General features: G+C 60.9%; 18 protein-coding genes. 3 read left to right on the forward strand and 15 right to left on the reverse strand.

The genetic code is table 11. The features are described from left to right. Window positions 1-13 precede the first annotated feature (13 nt). Window positions 14-772 carry a PTS lactose/cellobiose transporter subunit IIA gene (locus tag ABRP66_RS00575; protein ID WP_284770154.1) on the reverse strand — a complete coding sequence of 253 codons (759 nt, stop codon included), beginning with the start codon at window positions 770-772 and terminating at the stop codon, window positions 14-16. Between the two features lie 64 nt (window positions 773-836). Then, window positions 837-1,409, reverse strand: a complete 573-nt coding sequence (locus ABRP66_RS00580; RefSeq protein WP_284770155.1) for a sigma-70 family RNA polymerase sigma factor — start codon at window positions 1,407-1,409, stop codon at window positions 837-839. Window positions 1,410-1,829: 420 nt separating this feature from the next. Between ABRP66_RS00580 and ABRP66_RS00585 the strand changes: the two genes are divergently transcribed. Beyond that, window positions 1,830-2,126, forward strand: a complete 297-nt coding sequence (locus ABRP66_RS00585; protein WP_284770156.1) for a WhiB family transcriptional regulator — start codon at window positions 1,830-1,832, stop codon at window positions 2,124-2,126. A 371-nt stretch (window positions 2,127-2,497) separates the two neighbouring features. Here the strand turns inward: ABRP66_RS00585 and groL are convergent, their stop codons facing one another. From groL to ABRP66_RS00610, 5 genes are all read right to left on the reverse strand, one after another. Beyond that, window positions 2,498-4,123, reverse strand: a complete 1,626-nt coding sequence (gene groL, locus ABRP66_RS00590) for a chaperonin GroEL (RefSeq protein WP_349838165.1) — start codon at window positions 4,121-4,123, stop codon at window positions 2,498-2,500. A gap of 9 nt (window positions 4,124-4,132) precedes the next feature. Continuing rightward, complete coding sequence (gene groES, locus ABRP66_RS00595; protein ID WP_005277188.1) at window positions 4,133-4,426, reverse strand: co-chaperone GroES; 294 nt, start codon at window positions 4,424-4,426, stop codon at window positions 4,133-4,135. Between the two features lie 176 nt (window positions 4,427-4,602). Further along, window positions 4,603-5,844 carry an ATP-binding protein gene (locus ABRP66_RS00600; RefSeq protein ID WP_284849851.1) on the reverse strand — a complete coding sequence of 414 codons (1,242 nt, stop codon included), beginning with the start codon at window positions 5,842-5,844 and terminating at the stop codon, window positions 4,603-4,605. A 106-nt stretch (window positions 5,845-5,950) separates the two neighbouring features. After that, window positions 5,951-7,210, reverse strand: coding sequence for an FtsX-like permease family protein (locus ABRP66_RS00605; protein ID WP_284770158.1), 1,260 nt, complete (start codon window positions 7,208-7,210; stop codon window positions 5,951-5,953). Then, the gene (locus ABRP66_RS00610) at window positions 7,194-7,799 is read right to left on the reverse strand and encodes an ABC transporter ATP-binding protein (RefSeq protein WP_284770159.1); all 606 of its coding nucleotides are present in this window, start codon (window positions 7,797-7,799) and stop codon (window positions 7,194-7,196) included. Before ABRP66_RS00610 ends, ABRP66_RS00605 begins: the two co-directional genes overlap by 17 nt. A gap of 112 nt (window positions 7,800-7,911) precedes the next feature. Here ABRP66_RS00610 and ABRP66_RS00615 point away from each other — a divergent pair, with 112 nt between their 5' ends. Together ABRP66_RS00615 and ABRP66_RS00620 are read left to right on the forward strand one after the other, a co-directional pair. After that, on the forward strand, window positions 7,912-9,108 hold the full coding sequence (locus ABRP66_RS00615) for a sensor histidine kinase (RefSeq protein ID WP_284781908.1): 1,197 nt from the start codon (window positions 7,912-7,914) through the stop codon (window positions 9,106-9,108). Beyond that, complete coding sequence (locus ABRP66_RS00620; RefSeq protein WP_284770161.1) at window positions 9,105-9,740, forward strand: response regulator transcription factor; 636 nt, start codon at window positions 9,105-9,107, stop codon at window positions 9,738-9,740. Before ABRP66_RS00615 ends, ABRP66_RS00620 begins: the two co-directional genes overlap by 4 nt. Before the next feature lie 9 nt (window positions 9,741-9,749). Here ABRP66_RS00620 and ABRP66_RS00625 read toward each other — a convergent pair whose 3' ends face one another. From ABRP66_RS00625 to alr, 8 genes are all read right to left on the reverse strand, one after another. Continuing rightward, window positions 9,750-10,178, reverse strand: a complete 429-nt coding sequence (locus ABRP66_RS00625; protein WP_284770162.1) for a hypothetical protein — start codon at window positions 10,176-10,178, stop codon at window positions 9,750-9,752. Between the two features lie 89 nt (window positions 10,179-10,267). Then, the gene (gene tsaD, locus ABRP66_RS00630) at window positions 10,268-11,311 is read right to left on the reverse strand and encodes a tRNA (adenosine(37)-N6)-threonylcarbamoyltransferase complex transferase subunit TsaD (protein ID WP_284770163.1); all 1,044 of its coding nucleotides are present in this window, start codon (window positions 11,309-11,311) and stop codon (window positions 10,268-10,270) included. After that, window positions 11,311-11,832 (reverse strand): ribosomal protein S18-alanine N-acetyltransferase, encoded by a 522-nt coding sequence (gene rimI, locus ABRP66_RS00635; protein WP_284770164.1) that lies wholly within the window; start codon window positions 11,830-11,832, stop codon window positions 11,311-11,313. Before rimI ends, tsaD begins: the two co-directional genes overlap by 1 nt. Beyond that, entirely contained in the window at window positions 11,829-12,521 is a 693-nt protein-coding gene (tsaB, locus tag ABRP66_RS00640) for a tRNA (adenosine(37)-N6)-threonylcarbamoyltransferase complex dimerization subunit type 1 TsaB (RefSeq protein ID WP_284852065.1), read from the reverse strand. Before tsaB ends, rimI begins: the two co-directional genes overlap by 4 nt. Next, window positions 12,521-13,030, reverse strand: coding sequence for a hypothetical protein (locus ABRP66_RS00645; RefSeq protein ID WP_284770166.1), 510 nt, complete (start codon window positions 13,028-13,030; stop codon window positions 12,521-12,523). The genes tsaB and ABRP66_RS00645 overlap by 1 nt, the downstream gene beginning before the upstream one ends. Window positions 13,031-13,204: 174 nt before the next feature. Then, the gene (locus ABRP66_RS00650) at window positions 13,205-14,794 is read right to left on the reverse strand and encodes an aspartate:alanine exchanger family transporter (protein WP_284805865.1); all 1,590 of its coding nucleotides are present in this window, start codon (window positions 14,792-14,794) and stop codon (window positions 13,205-13,207) included. 88 nt (window positions 14,795-14,882) lie between these two features. Next, window positions 14,883-15,383 carry a tRNA (adenosine(37)-N6)-threonylcarbamoyltransferase complex ATPase subunit type 1 TsaE gene (gene tsaE / locus ABRP66_RS00655; RefSeq protein WP_284770168.1) on the reverse strand — a complete coding sequence of 167 codons (501 nt, stop codon included), beginning with the start codon at window positions 15,381-15,383 and terminating at the stop codon, window positions 14,883-14,885. Then, complete coding sequence (gene alr / locus ABRP66_RS00660) at window positions 15,373-16,470, reverse strand: alanine racemase (protein ID WP_284852474.1); 1,098 nt, start codon at window positions 16,468-16,470, stop codon at window positions 15,373-15,375. Before alr ends, tsaE begins: the two co-directional genes overlap by 11 nt. Window positions 16,471-16,487 lie beyond the last annotated feature (17 nt).

The raw sequence follows: 16,487 nt of genomic DNA on the forward strand, positions 1-16,487 counted from the left end.
ACCGCCCTCGTTATTACTCGGCGCCCGCCCCCAACTGAATGGTTGTGGTGGGTGCTTCTTCGGGCTCGCGCGTCTCCGGCTGCGGATTCGCCGGCGCCTGCTCCGTTACCACCACGGTTGAGGTCTCGTACTGCGTTTCCGTTACGGTTTTTGGTGCTGGCTCGGGGTTATCCTGCGGCTTTTGGCCCGGCGCGGTCTCAGTAGCAGTTTCCGTCACGGTTTTCGTCTTCGGACGGGCAGGACGCTTCTTTTCGGCTTCCTCTTTGGCAGCGATGGCATTTTCTTCTTTGCCCTCAGCCTCTTCAAGCTTGGAGCGGGCTTCCTTCATAAGCTCGCGCGCGCCTTCGAAATCTCCCTCTGCCGCGCGGGATTCCATCTCATCTAAGGTGCCGGCCAGCTCCACGTTGCGGGTCTCATCCGGCCTATCAAACACGCCAGAATTAACCATGACCCCGCCCGCACCGGCGAGGATGACGGTGGCGGCGGCCGCGCCGATAAGTCCGTGCATCACGGGGCGATTGCGCCGACGAGACCGCGCCTTATCGAGACTAATGACTTCTGGTTCTTCCTCTGCCCCGTCCACGCGCGGGGCTGGCGGCATCTGCTTATCGATGTCCCCCTTCAGCCCTAGCAACAACCCAGCGAGCTCATCGCTGCCGTTGGAGGGGTCTTTGCCCTGCGACAGCTCGGTGAGGAATGCATCATCATCTACCAAGGGCTGGAGCTGCTCCGTCAGGTCATCGTTATTCTTTTTGGAGTGTTTGGAGGCCATGATGGTTTCTGTCCCTCCTTCCTTTCTGAAGGTTTACGCGTGTCTCTAGAGCGGGGTTGTGGCTTTAGCCCTCAGTGGCTAGTTGTTGCCCAAGGGCCTTTCGCAATTGTGCGAGAGCTCGGTGTTGTGCGACGCGAACCGCACCCGGGGTAGACCCCACGATATCGGCGGTTTCTTCTGCCGAAAGACCAACGAACACGCGCAAAATAACGATGTTTTTTGCCTTGTCACTTAAGGTATCGAGCAACGCGCGCATTCTGTTACTACCGTCATTTTCCAGCGCCCATTCCTCGGGAGTCGCCTCGTTCGCGGTGCTTTCTGGAAGCTCTTCGGTGGGTGTAGAGCGGTCGCGACCCATGGCGCGGTGGGCATCGGTGACCTTATTAAAAGCGATGCCGTAGACATAGGCCATAAACGGCCGGCCTTTATCTTCATAGGAATCGATAGAGGTAGCGACGGCGAGGCAGATTTCTTGGGTCACGTCTTCCGCAGTGGGCTGGCGCCCGCCACCGATGCGCGCGCGGCAATAACGCAGCACCTGCGGATGAATAATTTGCAGGATAGATTGCAGTGCGCGGCGGCTACCACCAGCGGCCAGCGGAACGAGATCCGCTAGCTCTTTATCCTTATCGCTCACGAGTGTACCCTCTGCAGACTATTAAATCGATATTCAACCATATTTCCTCTGGGGCAGGGAGCGCAAAGGGACAACTGCGTTGCACACCTCCGCCTCGGCACTGCCCTTGCTTGGCGATGCCCCAGCAAGGAAAAACACCACCAAGAAACCCGCGCCCAGCGGTTGTACCTGCTTTGAAGGCGGGTTTATGGCCCCTGCACAATAGAAAGAGGAAAATTCATAATTCGTTAACCTTAGTCATTATTGCAGGTAAATGGGCGCTAACGAGTCCCATAAATAGATACAATACCTAGAAGTTAAATACTAGTAACCCTTTGTTTACCAAGACGCGACACACTACAAATCGTTGCGGTTCGCGGATGACTCTCCACCGGCCGCCAGCGTAAGAATTCTCGTCCTGTTATAAGGAGATTAAGAAACGTGTCTCAGTCCAAGTCTCTTCTCGGACCTACTGCAGATGTATGGGATTGGCAGTTGCAAGGTGCGTGCCGCGGTGAAAACTCGGACGTTTTTTACCATCCAGACGGAGAGCGTGGCCGAGCCCGCGCCCAGCGCGAAAACCGCGCCAAGGCCATCTGCAATTCCTGCCCGGTTATCGAGCTGTGCCGCGAGCACGCCCTGCGTTCAGCCGAACCGTATGGCGTCTGGGGCGGCATGAGCGAGTCTGAGCGCGTGGTGGCGCTGCGCAAGCGTCGCCGCACAACGGTCAACGTTTAACCCAAAATTAAAGTTAGCGCGCAAAGTCCACACACCGCGTTCGCGGCGGGCGGGAGTCCGGGGTTCCGAATTAGCCCTGCGTAGCAAGCGCCTGCTGCAAATAACGCCCCGTGAGGGACGCCTTCGAGCCCGCTAAGCCCTGGGGTGTGCCGCTAAAGACGAGGCAGCCTCCGGCTGAGGAGGAACCCTAAGCTTGGCACCTTTTGTGAACTAGCCTCTCCCCTGCTGCCGCTGGCGGCTAAAAAGGTCTACCGTGGCATCGCACGGGTTATGTTCCCGCGTGCTTTACGTATAAGCCAGAAGCCCGCCGCAAGCCTCCCCAATAAGACGGGGAAGGTGCGGCGGGCTCTGAGCTAAATACAGCGCAGGAATTAGTGGTGGTGATGGCCGTGGCCGTGACCGGCCTCAGCGTTGTCTTCTTCCTGCGGCTTTTCCACAACGGATGCCTCGGTGGTAAGAACCATGCGGGCAACGGAGGTGGCATTGACCACTGCGGAGTGGGTGACCTTCACGGGATCGATGATCCCGTTATCGATGAGGTTGCCGTACTCCAGGGAGTTGGCGTTAAAGCCTTCACCGTTGGCCATCTCAGATACGCGGGAGACAATGACGGAGCCATCGAGGCCTGCGTTTTCTGCGATCCAGAATGCCGGGCGGGTCAGGGCGCGGGCGACGGCGAGAACGCCGACCTTAGCCTCGCCCTCGAAGTCCTGGGCAAAGGACTCGAGTTCCTTGGAGATCTGCACCAGCACGGAGCCGCCGCCGGCGATGACGCCTTCTTCCACGGCCGCGCGGGCGGCGTTGATGGCGTCCTCGACGCGCAGCTTGCGCTCGTTGACCTCGGTCTCGGTTGCGGCACCGACGCGGATAACGGCGACGCCGCCGGAGAGCTTGGCCAAGCGCTCCTCGAGCTTTTCCTTATCCCAGGTGGAATCGGTGCGGGCGATTTCGCCGCGGATCTGTTCACGGCGATCGTCGAGGGCTGCGGCGCTGCCGCCGCCATCGACAAGCACGGCGTCTTCCTTGGTGATGGTCACGCGGCGTGCGGAACCCAGCACCTCGAGGCCGACCTCGTTCAGGTTGACGCCCACCTCAGGGTCCACCACGGTGGCGCCGGTAACCACGGCCAGGTCATCCATGAAGCCCTTACGGCGCTCGCCAAAGTACGGTGCCTTTACGGCAGCAACCTTCAGGACCTTGCGGATGGAGTTGACCACGAGCGCCTGCAGCGGCTCGCCCTCGACGTCTTCCGCGATGATGAGGGTCGGGCGGTTGGTTTCTGCAATCTTTTCCAGCAGCGGCAAGAAGTCCGGCAGGGAAGAAATCTTGTTGCGGACGAGCAAAATGGCGGCATCGTCAAGCACGGCGTGGTTGGTCTCTTCCTCCGTAGCGAAGTACGGGGAAAGGTAGCCCTTGTCAAAGGAAATACCTTCGGTGACATCCACGGTGGAGTCCATGGTCTGGGACTCCTCGACGGTGACGACGCCGTCCTTGCCCACCTTTTCCATGGCGCCGGCCACCATCTCGCCGACCTCCGGATCGCGGGAGGACACGGTAGCTACCTGCGCGATTTCGGAGGCGGAGTTAACCGGGGTGGCGCGTGCCTTAAGCTCCTCGACGGCCTTTTCCGCCGCTGCGGAGATGCCGCGGTTGAGCTCAATCGGGTTAGCGCCGGCTGCAACGTTGCGCAGGCCCTCAAAGATGAGCGCCTGGGCCAGCAAGGTCGCGGTGGTGGTGCCGTCGCCGGCGATGTCGTTGGTCTTGACCGCTACGGACTTAACCAGCTGGGCGCCGAGGTTCTCGAAGGGCTCCTCGACATCGATATCGCGGGCGATGGTCACGCCGTCATTGGTAACGGTCGGGCCACCGAAGGCCTTGGACAAGACGACGTTGCGGCCGCGCGGGCCGAGGGTGACCTTGACGGCATCAGCCAGCGTATCGACGCCGCGCTGAATTCCCTCGCGGGCTTCTTGGTCGAATGCAATAAGCTTTGCCATAAGTAGTTCCTACTTCTCGATGATGGCGAGGATGTCGCGCTGGCTCAGCAGCAAGTACTCTTCGCCGTCGTACTTCAGCTCGGTGCCGCCGTAGCGGGAGAAGACAACGGTGTCGCCTTCCTTAACGTCCATGGGGATGCGGTCATCGTCATCTTCCCAGCGGCCCGGGCCGACGGCGATAACGGTTGCTTCCTGCGGCTTTTCCTTTGCGGAGTCCGGGATAACCAGGCCGGATGCGGTGGTGGATTCTGCTTCTACGATCTGTACGAGGACGCGGTCCTCAAGCGGCTTAATAGTTGCCATGATGTTTCCTCCGTATTGTTCGTTTGCGCACCTTAATGGCGCGCGCGTGCCGGTTGTGGATGTCCAGCACAGCCGTCGTCGCGGGTGAACAACTGTGGGTCAAACAACCTGATTAGCACTCTACCCTCGTGACTGCTAACCCTCAACAACGACGCGACCCCCGTTGCTGGGCCGCGCTACGGCGCCAAGTGCGTCAGGGACACCACGCGTACCCCGCTCGGATGCCGAAAGCTCAGGTTTCCTCCCGTCACGATCATCAAGACGGGCGGGACCTCCCATTCAAAGCGTTCTGCGAAGGCCTGCAAATTGCTTACCGCCTTCTCAATGATCTCTTGGCTTTGCCCCAATTTAATTTCTACGAAAACGGTCCTGCCCGCCAGCTCAAATACCGCATCCACTTCCAACCCAGAGGCATCACGGGCGTGAAAAATACGCTTCCCGCTTAGCACTGCCAGGTCATGGACAACTTGGGATTCAAAAAGCTGCCCGACAAAGGCAAGGTTGCGCAGCAACTTGTCTGGGGACGCGTCCACGGCAGCAGCCGCCAACGCCGGATCCGCCAGATGCCTCTTCGGTGCCGTTCGCAGGCTAGCCCGGGAGCGAAGATGGGAGGACCATGCCAATTGTTCTTCCACGATGAAGATGCGCTGCAACGCAGCAAGGTACTCGCTGACCGTAGCCCTTTGCGCGCCAATATCGGTAGCAATAGAAGAAATGGACTGTTCTGTGGCTACCCCACGGGCAAGCGAACGAATAAGTGTCGTTACTTTTACCGGGTCCCTTCGCACACCATCGGCGGCATTGATATCCACGTGGGCCACAGTATCGATATAACTGCGCAGATTCTCCTGCGCCGCCTCAACGGAAAAATTCCGGTTTGCGGGCCAGCCTCCGTGCGCCATGCGCTCGATAATCCCTGCAACATCTACAACCGTCTCCCCATTCGACTGGGGGGATTCCTGAGCTACCAATTCGGCTAATGATACTGCGCCATTAGAATGCCCCGACTCATAAAAACTGAAGGTCTTCATCCGCAGCCTGGCTATGCGCCCCGCACCCGAGTGCCTGGATTGTTCCTCCATTGGCGCAGTCGACCCAGTAAGAATGAACTGCCCAGGCGCTTGCCGACGGTCAATCTCATGCCGCACCAAGTTCCACAACTGCGGTTTTTCTTGCCACTCATCAAAAACTCGCGGCGTATCCCCCTCCAACGCCAAATCCGGAACGGTGCTGAGCTGCATGTCGAGATTTAAATCCGTATCCACTTGGACGAGACTGCCCGCAATTTGCCGTGCGGTCGCGGATTTCCCACAGCCCTTTGGGCCTTCTATCAACACTCCACCGGATCGCTGCAGGACTCCATGAAGCCGCGAATCCTCTACTCGCGGGAGATAAACATAGCCTTCTTGACCAGTCATTTTAAACCCATCCATCAGTTTGAGCGCGTTTTACCCATCAGAATATCAGAGTTTTGCCCATCAGTTTGAGCGCGTTTTACCCATCAGAATATCGGCGATTCATCCATCAGTTTGTGCGGATCTGGGCGGTTGAGCGCAGAAATCCCGCGAGAATGAGCTTGACGGCGCACAGCGCGAGAAACATGGCGCCAAAAATTAGGCCGAACGGCGCCCACCACACCCCGGCGAGGCCCTCCCACAGCGCGCCCATCCCGGAATGAGAATCGGGATGCAGCAGCTGGTTGAGCAGCATCACTACCGTTGCGCTCAAGGCAATGACTATCGCCGCAGCGGTAACGGTCAGGCAAAAGGCCTCTCCCACCTGCACCCGTGCCCACGCCGCCGGTGAGGCGCCGGCCAACCGCAGGCCGCGTACATCGCTAGCGATGCGCGAGCGCATAATGAGTGAGGTCAACACCGCACCAACGATGCTCGGGGCAACGACTGGGCCGAGAAATGCCGCGAAGACTCGCCCCGATGACAAGGTATCGAGGCTTTCCGTACCTTTGAGCATCATCACCCCAGAGCCCACTGCAACGATCAGGCCACCGAGCAATACCCACGGCACGATATGAGGCACTGAGAAGCGGCGGCGCACCCGCACATTGGCCCCGGCGATGCCGCACAGGCGCGTCCATTGGTCCAGGGCGGGCATAAGCCACGGCGTCATGAGTGCCACCAGGATGACCAGCCCCATGGAAGCGGCGAGGCTATCGCCAGGATCTTCTATCTGCAGGCAGCCGTACACGGCACCGCCTACCAAGCCTGCGGCCACGAGGCAGCGCAGCACCACCCACACCGGGCGCGATTCCACCCGCGGGCGAAAGACCCGGCGCAGCGGTATGAGGGCACCGCAAACCGCCGATGCCACACACACGGACACGGCGATGCGGATGACCAGCGGGGTAATGGCCAATTCCGGCATGGGAATCCCGTCGCTGCGAAAGGCCGCGGCCATGGGCTCGACAAACAGGCGCGCCGGGAAGGTCCCGATGAGCGCCGCGATAGCGCTTACGGCACTGACCTGCCCCACGATGAAGCTATTGATCATCCACCCGGGCATGCCAATCATGCGCCACGAGCGGTAGACGGGTTCGCGTTCCTCAATGATCAGCCGCATCTGCGACAACGTAATCAACACGACGGCGCAGACCGCCATGCCCAGCACGGTACCACCGAGAGGCCCCGTGGGATCATCGTCCGCGTCCGAGGTGGCTACCAGCATCGATACCGCCAGTGCACACGCGGCCGATGAGACCACCATGGTCAGCGCAACGGCAAGCCAGGATAGCCAATTGCTTTGTAAATCCTTAAGCCACACCAGCATGGTTGGCCTCCTGGAGCTCGATAATGCGGTCGGCGGCCTCCGCGGCAAGGTAGGAGTGGGTCACCATGACCACTGCGGCCCCGCCCCGTGCGGCGGTGCGGAGATGGGTAAGGACGAGCTCGGCGGTGGCATCGTCAAGCGCGCCCGTGGGCTCATCAGCAAAGATATACGGTGCACCGGCCAGCAAGGCGCGGGCCACGGCAACGCGCTGCTGCTGGCCGCCGGAAAGCTGCGCGGGCAGGCGGCGCTCAAGCCCGTCAAGCCCCAGAGACGCAAAGGTCTTCTGCACCTCGTCGCTGGTGCAGCGCCGGCCGGAAAAGTGCGCGGTCAACGTGGCATTTTTGCGGGCGTTGAGCGATTCCAGCAGGTTATAGTCCTGGAATACGAAGGCGCGCTCCGTGCGGCCCGGCGCGTTGACCGTGCCGGAGCTGGGCTTATCCAGCCCGGAGAGCAGGTTCAACAGGGTGGTCTTGCCGCTACCGGATGGCCCCATAATCGCGACAAATTCCCCCGGCTCGATGCTTAAGTTCACCTCGGCGAGAGCGGGATGGGTGCCGTAGCGCTTGCTCAGATTCTGTGCTTTTAACATGCTTCCCATTCCACCGGCCGCATCCCGCACGCGCGATGGGGATAGCTGCCCAGAAAATGGTGGGGCTAGCTCTACTGCCACCACCCCGGCGCGGCGGCTAGGCTGAACGAATATGCGAACTGTCAAGGCCAATGCGTGGAGCCTCGTCCTCGGTGTGCTCGCGCTTCCGGGACTGGTGGTCTCCGTACTCATGCTGCCGTGGATTCCGCTGGTAGCCCGCGCCGCGGAGTTTATCGGCCGCTGTGGTGCGAAATGGATGGGCGTTGATATTCCCGCGCGACGGGCCAACCGTTGGTTTGATTGGCAGCAGCTTTATCACCTCCTACTGCAACTTCTTATTTGCGTGGCCTGCTTTGCCAACTGGGTCTTTGTCGGTTTTGTCGCGGGCGTACTGGTTATCGCGCCGTTTATTCCGCAGGCCGAGTTCAACGTCGGCGAGTGGACCACCGATAATCGCCCATTGATTTTTGTCGTGTGCTGGCTCGCGGCCACCGTGCTCTTCGTCCTACTGGTGGTGCTCAACCGCCTGCTGGTCAAGGCCTCTATTTCCCTCACCCGCCTCGCGCTGAGCCCTTCTGCGCAGGAGTTGGCGGCCTCACGCGCCACGCTTATTGATGCCTTTTCGGGCGAGCGCCGCCGCATCGAGCGCGAGCTCCACGACGGTCCCCAGCAGTACCTGACCGCGCTCAAGCTCAACCTGGCTGCGGCCAAGCTGCAGGCCCCGCCCGAGGCTCAGCAGGCGCTTGCCGATGCCGAACACAACGCCACCCATGCCCTATCCGCCCTGCGCGCTACCGTGCGCGGCATTGCACCACAGGTGCTTTTCGATGACGGCCTCATCCCCGCCCTCGATGAGCTCTTAGCCCACAGCGGGCTCGACGCGGAATTGCACGTTGAAGGCGCAGAACGCTCCATTGGGGAAACGACGGCGCTACTGGCCTACCACGCGGTAGCAGAAGCACTAACCAACGCGTCCACCCACGGCGCGGCCACCGCCGCCACCGTGTCCATATCTTTTGGCGACGATCTCCGCGTGAGCGTCCGCGATAATGGCGTCGGCGGCCTCTCCGCAGGAGGAGGCCCTAGCGCGTCCGGCCCCGCGCATTCCCGTGCCGGCGTTGGTACCAGCGCCGACACAGGTGACGAAGCGACTAGCGCAAAGACCACCGGGGCGACTGCGGGCACTGGGTTGGCAGGGCTGCACGAGCGGGCAGCGGCACTAGGCGGCAGCGTCGACTTCTTTCCCGCTCACACAGAGGGACAAGGAGCAACCTTAACCATGTCACTACCGCTAAAGGAGGCCCGATGAAACTCTTATTGGCAGAAGATTCTGCCCTTTTGCGCGCCGGGCTAGAACAGCTTTTGACGGCACTGGGCCATAGCGTGACCGCTGTCAACGATGCGGAGGAATTGCGCGCCTGCGCGGGCAGTGACCACTTCGATCTGATCATTAGCGATGTCCGCATGCCGCCTACCATGAGCGATGATGGGCTGCGCGCCGTGCACGATGTTCGGGCAGCAGACCCGTCGCAACCGGTGGTGGTGCTCAGCCAATACGTGGCGGCAAGCTACTTGGACCGGCTCTTAGAGCACGGCGGATTCGGCTACCTGCTCAAAGAGCGCGTATCTGATGTGGACGAATTCGTGCACACCCTCGAGGAAGTGGCGGGCGGCGGTACCGTCGTCGACCCAGAAGTGGTCACCGCCCTGCTATCCGCGCGGCGCACGGGGCTGAGCCAATTAACCGCCCGCGAACGCGAGGTTTTGGGGCTCATGGCACAAGGTTTGAGCAATCAAGAAATTGAAAACGCGCTGGTATTAACCGCGGGCGCGGTAAGCAAGCACGTCTCCAATGTTTTTCTAAAACTCGGATTTCGTCCCGAAGACGCCAATCGCCGGGTCAAAGCGGTGCTGATGTGGCTGCGCCACACCGAGCGTTAAAAAGGGTGCTTATGCGCTCTTCGTGGAGTTGATGACCGCAGCGCGCCAGAGCGTGTACTCGTCCGAGAAATCCTCGCGGTAGTTTTTCACCGCGCGGATGCCGTGCTCAACGGATGCGATGACCTCGTCGATGTAGTCTTCCTCGCCCTCTGCATCCACGAAGATAACTGGGCCGCTGATAGCGCGGATGGGATCCTGCAAAAAGGCGGAGTTTCCCGTGTCGGCAGCATTGCGGGCCAGGGAAGCAACCGGGTTGGGCTCGGCGCCTTCCTGTTTAGCTTCTGGGTTATACAGCGCGGCGTAGGTCGTGCCGTCATCTTGAAAGACGACGGAGACGCGATCCTCGGTGGTGCCGCCCAAGAACTGGTTGGCGTGTTCTAACTCAAACTCGATTTTTCTGCGAGTGAGATCGGGGTTGACGAGGAAACCAACGGTCATGAGAGAAAGATCCTTTAAAGCGGAGAAGGCGTGAACGCGTTAAACGTTACCGCCGCTTCCCCCACCCCGCAGTGCGAGGAAGAAGAACTTTAGGTTAACTGTGGCTCTTCCACATCCATTTGCGTATCGGTGCCAATACCCAGGCTCGACGGCGCAGCCCCCTCATGAATGAGCTGGGCGCCAAGGGCTGCAATCATCACGCCGTTATCGGTGCACAGGTTAAACCGCGGCACGCGCAGCTCCACACCGGCGGCATTGCAACGCTCGGCGGCTAGCTCCCGCAGCCGGGAATTGGCCACGACGCCGCCACCGAGCAACAGCACCTTCGCCCCGGTATCCTCGCAGGCGCGAATGGCCTTGGCGGTCAGTACGTCGGCCACCGCCTCTTGGAACGAGGCGCATACATCCTCCACGGAGATGGTCTCGCCGGCCTTTTCGGCGCGCTCCACATAGCGCGCAACGGAGGTTTTGAGCCCCGAGAAAGAGAAATCATGCCGGTGCTCGCCGCGCAGATCTTCGGCACGCGACATGCCACGGGGAAAATCGATGGTGGGTTTTCCGCGGGCGGCCAACTTATCAATGACCGGCCCGCCCGGATACCCCAGCCCTAGGAGGCGGGAGACTTTGTCGTAGGCTTCACCGGCGGCATCGTCAAGCGTGGAGCCCAATTCGCGCATGGGCTTTCCTACGGCCTCGACCTCGAGCAACTGCGTGTGCCCACCGGAGACCAGCAGGGCGATCGAGTGCGGCAGGCTCTCGCCCTCGAGGTTGGCCACGGCGACGTGCCCGCCAAGGTGGTTGACGCCATAAAAAGGCACGCCCCACGCGGCGGCATAAGCCTTGGCTGCAGAAGCACCCACGAGCAGGGCTCCGGCCAGGCCCGGGCCCACGGTGGCGGCAATGGCATCGGGCTTATCGATGCCCGCCTCCTCCAGCGCCGCCCGCATCACCTGCGGCATGGCCTCCAGGTGCGCACGGGAAGCGATTTCTGGCACGACGCCGCCAAAGCGCGCGTGCTGCTGCATTGACGAAGCAACGGCATTGGCGATGATCTCCATGTGGCCGTCTTGGTCCAGCTCGACAATGCCCACCCCGGTCTCATCGCAGGAGGACTCGATGCCCATGACCTTCATTACTGCTCCTTTGCTTCGCGCTGTCTTGCTTGTGGCGACTGGCCGGGGCGCACCATGACGTGCGCATCCGCGCCAGAAGGCTGATAATAATTGCGGCGAATCCCCTCGATGTTAAAGCCATAGCGCCGGTATAGCTCGATGGCGGGATCGTTTCCCACACGCACCTCTAAGAAGATGGGCGCGCTTTTTAAGTCCGCGATATAGCAAATATTGTCCATCATCATGCGCGCGATGCCGCGGCGCTGGGCCTTTGGATCGACGCCGATGGTGTGGATTTCAAACTCGGGGTCCGCGGCTGGGCCCATCATGCCGATGCCTGCATAGCCCAATAAGACCGGCTCCTGGCCGTCCTCCGGCGCTGCGGGATCGAGGGCGCCTTCCACCCCGAGGTAGAAGTTGAAGGGCTGAGCCATTTCTTGCTTAAATACCGCTTCCGTCCACGGGGTTTCACCGGGAAAAAGCACCTTTTCCAGCTCGGCGCAGCGCGGGGCATCGGCAGGGGTGAGCTCGCGCAGGTTCACAGGCGCACCTCTGGAATGGCCGCGGAAAGCTGCTGCTTTTTGGGAGGAACCGCATCGGGCCGGCGCAGGTACAACGGTACGAATGGCTCCGGATCCGCGTCGAGCCGCGCGACGGCCACCAGGCCCTCTGCGGTGGGCGCGGCTTCGCTGCGTGGCAGCGCAGCGAGTTCCTCCGGCAACCCCTCAGCAAGCTTCTCCGGGATGACCACCTGCGCGATGTCCTGCAGGTCAAGCTCCCCCGGCTTCGAAACGTCCGGACCCACAATGCGTTGTCCCGCGCGGTAGGTGGCCCAATAAATTTCCTTGCGGCGGGCATCGGTAGCAACCAGCGCTGCGTCTGCCGCGTCCCTTTCATCGGCTGCATCGGCCCCCGCTAGCGCGGCGTGCGCGATGGCATCATGGGTGCAGACGCCGTGGAGGGGGATGGAGAGGGCATCGGCAAGCGCCTGCGCCGTGGCCATGCCAACGCGCAAGCCGGTAAAGGGGCCAGGGCCCATGCCCGCAACGATGGCGTCGAGGGTGCCGAGCTCCAGCCCAGCCTCGCTCATCACCTCGAGGATGGTGGGCATGAGCCGTTCATTGTGCGCGCGCGTATCGGCCAGCACGCGCTGTGTTATCTGCCCAGACTCGGTGTCGACTACCCCGGTGACCAGGGCGGTCGTCGCCGTATCAATGGCCAGGACGTGCATTAGCCGACCAGCTTCCACACGCCGTCTTCGCTCTGGAAGGCCAGCGGCTGGGAGCCCTGAACCAGCGGAACCCCGCCGTCGAGCCCGTGACCCTGCTGCTCCATGGCCTTAACCTGGGCGTTGATCATCTCGCAGACCTCAACCTCGGAGGAATCCAATTCCTCTACATAGGGATCAACGTTGTGGCCCAGGGCCATGACGTAGCTCTTGCCCTCAGGGACGACGCCGTCCTCGAAGGTGATGTCATCAGGGTTCGGGGCTGCTTCCTTAACCTTGTCTTCCGCCATGCCGGAGCAGATGAAGCCGATGGCGCTGTAGTCGGCGCCGTAGACATCAGAAGGAATGAGCGACATTACCTCGAGGTTCCGCGGGGCGTGCTGCAAGGTATTGGTGAGGTTTCCCTCCAGGGAATCCTCATCACGCAGGGTAGCCCCGGCAACGAGCACCATCATCACAATGATAAATAGCGCGATAATGGTCGTGGTCAGGTTGCGAGCAAATTTAGTCATGGGGTGAGTAACGCTCCTCGGGTCAAGGGGGTCCTATATGTACATATGGTGAAGTGATTGTCAGTTCTATTACCGAGGCTACTCGGCGGCTAACAAGCACTCACCCACTGGGTAGTGCCTGCCAGTGTAGGCGGCATACCCAGTGGGTGAATAATTAGCGCGGGGCATACGGGGCTAAAGCAATAACAATAACAGCACCTGAGCGGCGATAATCTTGCCAATGATGGTGGTGGGATACACCGTTGCCCAGCCGCGCCCAGCGAGCTCCGTGCCGGTTTGGCCCCGGATATAGGCAAATACTGCCGGGTTCGTGGTCATGCCGGCCGCACAGCCCATGGCCTCGTCCCACTTCAAGCGCAGCACTAGCATGCCGATGACGCCGATGAGGATGGCCGATACCAAGGTAATGATAAGGCCAACGCCGATGATGGTCAGCGAGGACGGATCTGTCAGGGCCTCGCGGAACGATGCGCCTGCCGATGTCCCCACGCCCGCAAGGAAGAGCGTCAGCCCCAGGTTCGAGAGGGTTTCCCTGGTATGGAAGGGCATCTGCCAATTGATGGGGCCGGTGCGGTTCAGGTAACCGAGGATGAGGCCGACCACGACGGGACCGCCACCAAAGCCCAGCTGCAGGGTCGATCCGCCCGGCATAGGGACGGGGATAAGGCCCAACAGCATTCCCAAGGTCAAACCGATGGACATGGACAATAGGTAAGCGTTGCCGAGCGCCGATTCGGAATCGCCCAAGTACTTGCGCACCTCGCGCACGTGGTGCGAGCTACACACCACGCGCACGCGGTCGGAGTAATTCAGCACCATATCCGGGTGCGGGACCTCATCGCTATCGCCCTTGCGCACACGGGCGATAATGAAGCCGTGCTCGAGCGCATCGATATCGCGGATGCGCTTTCCCGCCACCTTCGGGTTCGACACGGTCACGCGCTTATATTGCAAGCCCGCCTCTGGGGTGAGCTCGACGGGGTATTCCTCACCGAGCACCTCGATGGCACCGGCGACGTCTTTTTCGGAGCCATTAATAAGGAATGCCTCGCCCTTGCGCAGGGGCATATCCGGCTGTGCCAGACGGTGATTTTCCATATCGGAGATCTCGCGGGTGGCCACCACACTATGTCCGGTTACTTGGTACAGGTGCCCGGCCGTATCCGGGAAGTCTTTGGTCAGCCGCACGCCTTTGGCTACCAGTGGAGCGGGAATCATCCCCTCTTCCTTGGCGTCCGCCTCGTGGTCTACCTTGAGAACCTTCGCGCCGATGGCGGCGACCAGAATCGCACCGATGACCGCGCCTGGATAAGCCAGCGAATAGCCGACGACTGGGGTGGAATTGCCCAGCATATCCACCACAGCCGCCATACCTGGCGTGGACGACAGCGAACCGGCAAACATACCGGCGGCCACATCGGTTTCGAGGCCGAATACGCGGATGAGCCCGAAACCCACGCCGACCAACAGGACCAACATGCCGATCATAAAGACGGTCAGCTTCCAGCCGCGGGTAGCAAATTCGCGAACGAACGACGGTCCGAAGTTCAGGCCAATGGCATAAACAAAAATGGCCAAGCCGAATTGATACACCAGCGGTGGAATCTGGATATCCGGATTGGCGGTAGAAAGCCCGAGCGCCACGAACATCGCGGCCGCGGCGCCAAGAGAGATGCCAAAGAATTTGATTTTGCCGATGGCCAAACCAATGGCCATGATGGCAAAAAGGGCGAGCAGAGGACTAGAGGCTAGGAGATCTAACACCCTTCAAGGATCCCGCACCTTAAATACCTAAAGCAACTTGACGCCCTAAGATGTCCATCACTTATACCTTGAAATTAATGAGGCCTAGCTAATCATTGTGTCGCCACGACCAGCTAATGCGGCGCACGTCCTCATCTGCGCCGGCAAACTCCGCCGGTTCGCGGTCGATGCTGACAAAGAGGTACCTATCTGCGATCTGCTCGATGAGGCCGCCGCCCCATTCGGCGACGACGACGGCATCGGCAAGCTCGGTGTCCAAGTCCAAGGCATCCAGCTCCCCCAGGGGATCGCCGGAATTGGCCCCGCCCTCATCCAAGAGGCGGTAGGCGTCCACGTGCACTAGGTCCGGTCCCCCAACCCGGGAGCGGTGCACGCGGGCGATGACGAATGTGGGCGAGGTAATCCGGCCCTTGACCTGCATGCCCTGCGCAATCCCCTGGGTGAAGGTGGTCTTCCCCGCACCCAATGGGCCGTCCAGGATAACGACATCGCCAGCTTCTAGCGCGGCGCCCAGTTCCTTGCCGCAGGCGTGGGTCTGTTCCACCGTTGCCAGATCGCGGGTTCCAGTCTCCGGAAAATTACTGCGCATCGGCCTCTCCTATATATTCGCGTTCGGTGCGGCCGGTGGGCCGGCACACCACTTCATAGTTGATGGTGCCCACGGCATTAGCAAGCTCAGTGGCAGACATGCCACCCTGTCCAAAGATGGTCACCTCATCACCGGGGGCAATACCGTGCGGGTTATCTCCTAAATCCACCACTATTTGGTCCATGCACACCCGGCCTACCTGGGGATAAAGCCGCCCGCTGATGCCCACCTGAAGGTGGCCCTGGTACGCCCGCGGCAGGCCATCGGCATAGCCACAATCCACCGTGGCCAGGAACCCTGGCTTATCCGCGCTCCAGGTCCGCCCGTAGCTGGTGGCCTCATCCTTATCGATTGGCTTGACCCCGAAGACATTCCCGGACCAGGTCATTGCCGGGCGCAGGCCATGGTCCCGCCCAGCGATGGGCTCGAGCCCGTAACAGGCGACGCCAACCCGCACCTGCTCAAAGTGCGCCGATGGGCGCGAGAGCGTGGCCGGCGAATTGGCCAAATGATTAACCGGGCACTCCAGACCCGCCGCGCGCGCCGCATCCAGGGCGCGCCGAAACTCTTCTTCCTGGGTGTCATTATGCGCGTTATCCGGATCGTCCGCGCAGGCAAAGTGGGACATGAGGCCCAGCACGGTGATATGCGGGGCATCCCGCAGCAGCGCAAAAACCTCACCCCACTCCGCCTTATCCACCCCGGAGCGGTGCATTCCGGTTTCGACCTTGATATAGACCTCAGCGGGAACCTCTGCCTCTACTAGCTTCTGGGCCTGCGCGGGAGAATTGACCGCAATCTGGATGCCAGAGGCTAGGGCCTCTTCTAGCACCTGATCCGTCTGCCAGATCCATGCCGCAATGGGCGAATCGACCCCCATGCGCCGCAGCTGCACTGCTTCTGCCAGCGTGGCGACGCCAATAGAATCCGCCCCCGCTTCCAGCATCACGGGCACGACTCTTTCTACGCCATGCCCGTAAGCATCCGCCTTCACCACGCACATCAACTTGACGTCTGGGCCGATCTTCTCCTTAATCAGCCGCACATTATGCGCGATGGCAGCAAGGTCAATTGTGGTTTTCAGCATGCCACTATTGTGCCACT

This window comes from Corynebacterium sp. KPL2680 (genome assembly GCF_040225675.1).
GTDB lineage: Bacteria > Actinomycetota > Actinomycetes > Mycobacteriales > Mycobacteriaceae > Corynebacterium > Corynebacterium rhinophilum.

Bases quoted from the DNA above. Each gene is read 5' to 3' on its own strand.
- ABRP66_RS00575 (WP_284770154.1), bottom strand. From the start codon at position 772: ATGGCCTCCAAACACTCCAAAAAGAATAACGATGACCTGACGGAGCAG.
- groL (WP_349838165.1), bottom strand. From the start codon at position 4,123: ATGGCAAAGCTTATTGCATTCGACCAAGAAGCCCGCGAGGGAATTCAG.
- groES (WP_005277188.1), bottom strand. From the start codon at position 4,426: ATGGCAACTATTAAGCCGCTTGAGGACCGCGTCCTCGTACAGATCGTA.
- ABRP66_RS00600 (WP_284849851.1), bottom strand. From the start codon at position 5,844: ATGACTGGTCAAGAAGGCTATGTTTATCTCCCGCGAGTAGAGGATTCG.
- ABRP66_RS00605 (WP_284770158.1), bottom strand. From the start codon at position 7,210: ATGCTGGTGTGGCTTAAGGATTTACAAAGCAATTGGCTATCCTGGCTT.
- ABRP66_RS00610 (WP_284770159.1), bottom strand. From the start codon at position 7,799: ATGTTAAAAGCACAGAATCTGAGCAAGCGCTACGGCACCCATCCCGCT.
- ABRP66_RS00615 (WP_284781908.1), top strand. From the start codon at position 7,912: ATGCGAACTGTCAAGGCCAATGCGTGGAGCCTCGTCCTCGGTGTGCTC.
- ABRP66_RS00620 (WP_284770161.1), top strand. From the start codon at position 9,105: ATGAAACTCTTATTGGCAGAAGATTCTGCCCTTTTGCGCGCCGGGCTA.
- ABRP66_RS00625 (WP_284770162.1), bottom strand. From the start codon at position 10,178: ATGACCGTTGGTTTCCTCGTCAACCCCGATCTCACTCGCAGAAAAATC.
- tsaD (WP_284770163.1), bottom strand. From the start codon at position 11,311: ATGAAGGTCATGGGCATCGAGTCCTCCTGCGATGAGACCGGGGTGGGC.
- tsaB (WP_284852065.1), bottom strand. From the start codon at position 12,521: ATGCACGTCCTGGCCATTGATACGGCGACGACCGCCCTGGTCACCGGG.
- ABRP66_RS00645 (WP_284770166.1), bottom strand. From the start codon at position 13,030: ATGACTAAATTTGCTCGCAACCTGACCACGACCATTATCGCGCTATTT.
- tsaE (WP_284770168.1), bottom strand. From the start codon at position 15,383: ATGCGCAGTAATTTTCCGGAGACTGGAACCCGCGATCTGGCAACGGTG.
- alr (WP_284852474.1), bottom strand. From the start codon at position 16,470: ATGCTGAAAACCACAATTGACCTTGCTGCCATCGCGCATAATGTGCGG.